At 27.9% G+C, this 3314-nt stretch carries 4 protein-coding genes; all 4 read left to right on the forward strand.

Going from position 1 to position 3314, the window contains the following annotated elements:
* The coding region (locus tag EG240_RS16185; RefSeq protein ID WP_203229337.1) for a hypothetical protein at positions 1-965 on the forward strand (965 nt) is incomplete at its 5' end.
* A gap of 12 nt (positions 966-977) precedes the next feature.
* Complete coding sequence (locus tag EG240_RS16190) at positions 978-2048, forward strand: hypothetical protein (RefSeq protein ID WP_125020365.1); 1071 nt, start codon at positions 978-980, stop codon at positions 2046-2048.
* Complete coding sequence (locus EG240_RS16195) at positions 2032-2493, forward strand: hypothetical protein (protein ID WP_125020366.1); 462 nt, start codon at positions 2032-2034, stop codon at positions 2491-2493. The genes EG240_RS16190 and EG240_RS16195 overlap by 17 nt, the downstream gene beginning before the upstream one ends.
* 29 nt (positions 2494-2522) lie before the next feature.
* A complete protein-coding gene (locus tag EG240_RS16200; RefSeq protein ID WP_125020367.1) occupies positions 2523-3068 on the forward strand; it encodes a hypothetical protein in 546 nt (181 codons plus the stop codon).
* Positions 3069-3314 lie beyond the last annotated feature (246 nt).

A 3314-nucleotide genomic window follows, 5' to 3' on the forward strand; every position in this document is an offset into this window, starting at 1 on the left:
TCTCAAAAATTGTCTATAAAATCTCTAAAATGAAGGAGGGTTTATTTATAGATCAATCGCAATATATACTGGGGGCAACTCCTAAAAGTATTTTCGATAAAACCCTGAACAGCGCATTAGAAATCCTAACCCATGCATTTAAACAATCGAATATTTTTTACACGAAACGAATCGATGCACAACTTTCAAATAGTTCAAATGAAAAAATGCTACTAAAAAAGCTTGTTGCTTTTTTAATCAGTGCCTATAAAATAGATGCTATTTATTCATTAAGTACCAAAAGTTTAATTAACACAAACAGTAACGATACTTATAAATTCAATCTGCTTTTATTTTCGCCAACTCTTCGCATCCAACAACACGATGTGCTTGTTCAAAAGGTTTCCAATCATTTCAAAGGTAAAGTAGAAGTGTTCTGTTTGATTCATACGTTGGAATGGCTTCAAAAAAATGAAGAAACCTTTCAGCTTTTTTTTAATAAATTCATAGTACTTCAAAATGTTTTGTATTTGAAAAGTAACTTAGTAATAAATAAAAAGCTTGTTGAAACTACTAACGCCAAAAAATTACAAGAAAAGTATTGGACAGAACGCTTAGCCTATATAACACCTTGGTTTACTGCTTTTCAAAAACAAGATTTAGTATACCAAAGCGGACATGTTTTACTACTTAAAAATATCTTGCAACAGTTAATCCTTGGACTTTTATATCAAAAGCTACAATACATTCCGGCTATATACAGTTGCAGATATTTGATGCAATTATTCCAAGCCCTGTTACCTGAAATATACAATAAATGTATGGATTCTATTGAAGTTCAAACAATCCTTCATTTGTTGAGCACACCGATAGACTTCCTACCAAAAGCAGATCACATACCCAAAGCTATAGATCATTTGGCTTGTGCAAAAACTTTAGGTCTTTGTCAAAAGCTGTTTAATGAAATTCAGATTACGAACAATTAAAAATATAGAATTATGAATATTCAAGAAAAAGAATTCAGTAAAACAGTTCGTTTACCAGATGAATTGAACTGTAAATTAGAAGAAAGTATTCGTACTAAAGAAATTCAAGCCATTTGGTTTGATAAAACCGCTCGTACGGAGTATCACATTTTATGGTTAAAAGTGAAAGATAAAAAAGAAATTGAAAATTCATTTTCTGTCGATTTCCAAAATGCTATTTTAAAAGAAAATCAAATTTTAATGGTATTGTTAAACGATTGTGATTTTGAATTTGCAAGTGCATATAACGATTTCATACTCGTACACTTATTACGTGATAATAATTGCCTGTACAATACTGAAAAAATAAGTTTAAGTACACATTCAGGTCACAGCGATTTAAAAAAGTTACTTAGTAGTTATGAAGAAAAATACCTGATGTTGAAAAAAATAAGTGATCAATTTATAAAAGAAAGGCTACAAGGTGCTTGGCAATTCATGATAAAAGCATTTACGAATGATATTACTTATTTAGAACTCATGCTTTTCGGAACTTCATTTGAAAGTAAAACAATTACCCAACGCTTGTTGATTTTAGAGCTTTTTATTCCAGAAGTAAAAAAACTACTGGTTAAAAAAAACGAAGAAGCCTACTTTTTAATCGATTACATAACTAATGATGATGATTCGGGCTATTACGACGATTTTGGAAAAAGCTTACAAAAGATTCAAAAACAGTTCTTTATACTGATCAATAAAACTTATGCGATTTACATTAATGATTCAGATAGAAACAAATCATTGCAAAAAGTTCAAAATTTTGGTCTTTACGATCACGAATTAATGAATCATAAAGCTTTAGATCATTTAAAAAAGTTTGATGAGGTGGAAGAATTATTTCTATTCCACCAAATCACAACTTTTGATAGTAATCAAAAGCATGAACATTTTTATGTATTTGTGGTATTAAAACACAAAGCAACAAAAGATTTAAAAACCTATTTGCAACACATAGAACAAAATCCAATTGATAATGTTCATATAACCTCCATTTGCTATACACGTTATCAAATTCAAAATGAACTTTATGAATACCAAGAATAAAATTTACAGTTCGGACTATTACCCTAAAATGCATTGGTTTAACCGTAAGATTTCATATTTTGACGATCTATTTTTTTTACTAAACCAAAATATAGATACTTATAATAACGAAATCAAACCAATATTCGAAAATAAAACCACTGTAAAATATATTTCTAGTAAGGTTCTAGCAGACATTTTGGCAAAACAATTACAGTTATTTGTCTTCTCACAGGTGATTATTAAACCTCAAACAACTAATTTACAAACGCTTTTTGACTTAGTAATTTTCGCAAACCCAAACGTTTTTATTGAATTTACAACTCAAGAAAATAATCAATTAATTCAATTAATACAAACCATACAATCTGCAATAAATGATCATAATCAGTTAATCTTTGATAATGATACGTTTTCAATAATTGATAAGTTAATTTCTTCAACTACAAAATTTATAAATGTTTAATCAGAAGTTTAATTTAAAAATTAGAAATCATGAAAAAAGAAAAATTATCCTTAAAAGCAGAGTCTTGGTGTAATAGGAAAATTAAAAATCCCTATGAATTAATTCAAGCTATTTTTGAATTTGAATCGCTAACAAATTTTAAAACGAATTTCAATCAATTATTAAAATATGCATTCGATAAAAAATTTGAAATCTATACAAGTCCAATGGAATCGTTAGAAATTTTTAATATGTTGAAATCGTTGATTCGAGCCAGTTTTAAAATTTTAAAGAATATTGATAAATATGAACGTATACGTGAAACTAATGATGTGTTACATTCAAAGTATTTAGTTTATGTATCAGGATTAACCTATGATCAATATCTAAATCCATACTTGATATTTAAGGAGGTTTTTAAAGAACAAACGCTTTCACAAATAGAGTTTGATATACAAGATATCATGGAGCATGCCTTAGGAAATGCTTCAAGTTGTCCATCAGAAGATATTTGTATTTCATTTATCAACATCAATAGATTGTTAGATGCTTGTTGGTTAATTTTTAATCGTGAAATTTATGATGAAGAGGTGTGAGTTAACTTTAGAATCATATTACTGGACCGAAGATAAGGTAGAATGCCCGTATGAACTTTAAGTTTTATTAAAGGAACAAGCAAACATGGGTTATTTTCATAAACAATTAAATAATTATTGCTTGTATTCATTAAGTCATGTAATGTATGATAAAAAAAAAGTTTCAGAGGTTATCTATGATGTAGTTGTTTTTCAGTCTATTATAAAAATTGCATACAAAATTTTTCAAAATCCAGAGGAATTTAA

Source organism: Paenimyroides tangerinum, assembly GCF_003865405.1.
In the GTDB taxonomy this organism is placed as follows: Bacteria; Bacteroidota; Bacteroidia; order Flavobacteriales; family Flavobacteriaceae; genus Flavobacterium; species Flavobacterium tangerinum.

What these genes read in the sequence shown, in the direction of transcription:
- EG240_RS16190 (WP_125020365.1), top strand. Translation starts at nt 978, where the DNA reads ATGAATATTCAAGAAAAAGAATTCAGTAAAACAGTTCGTTTACCAGAT.
- EG240_RS16195 (WP_125020366.1), top strand. Translation starts at nt 2,032, where the DNA reads ATGAATACCAAGAATAAAATTTACAGTTCGGACTATTACCCTAAAATG.
- EG240_RS16200 (WP_125020367.1), top strand. Translation starts at nt 2,523, where the DNA reads ATGAAAAAAGAAAAATTATCCTTAAAAGCAGAGTCTTGGTGTAATAGG.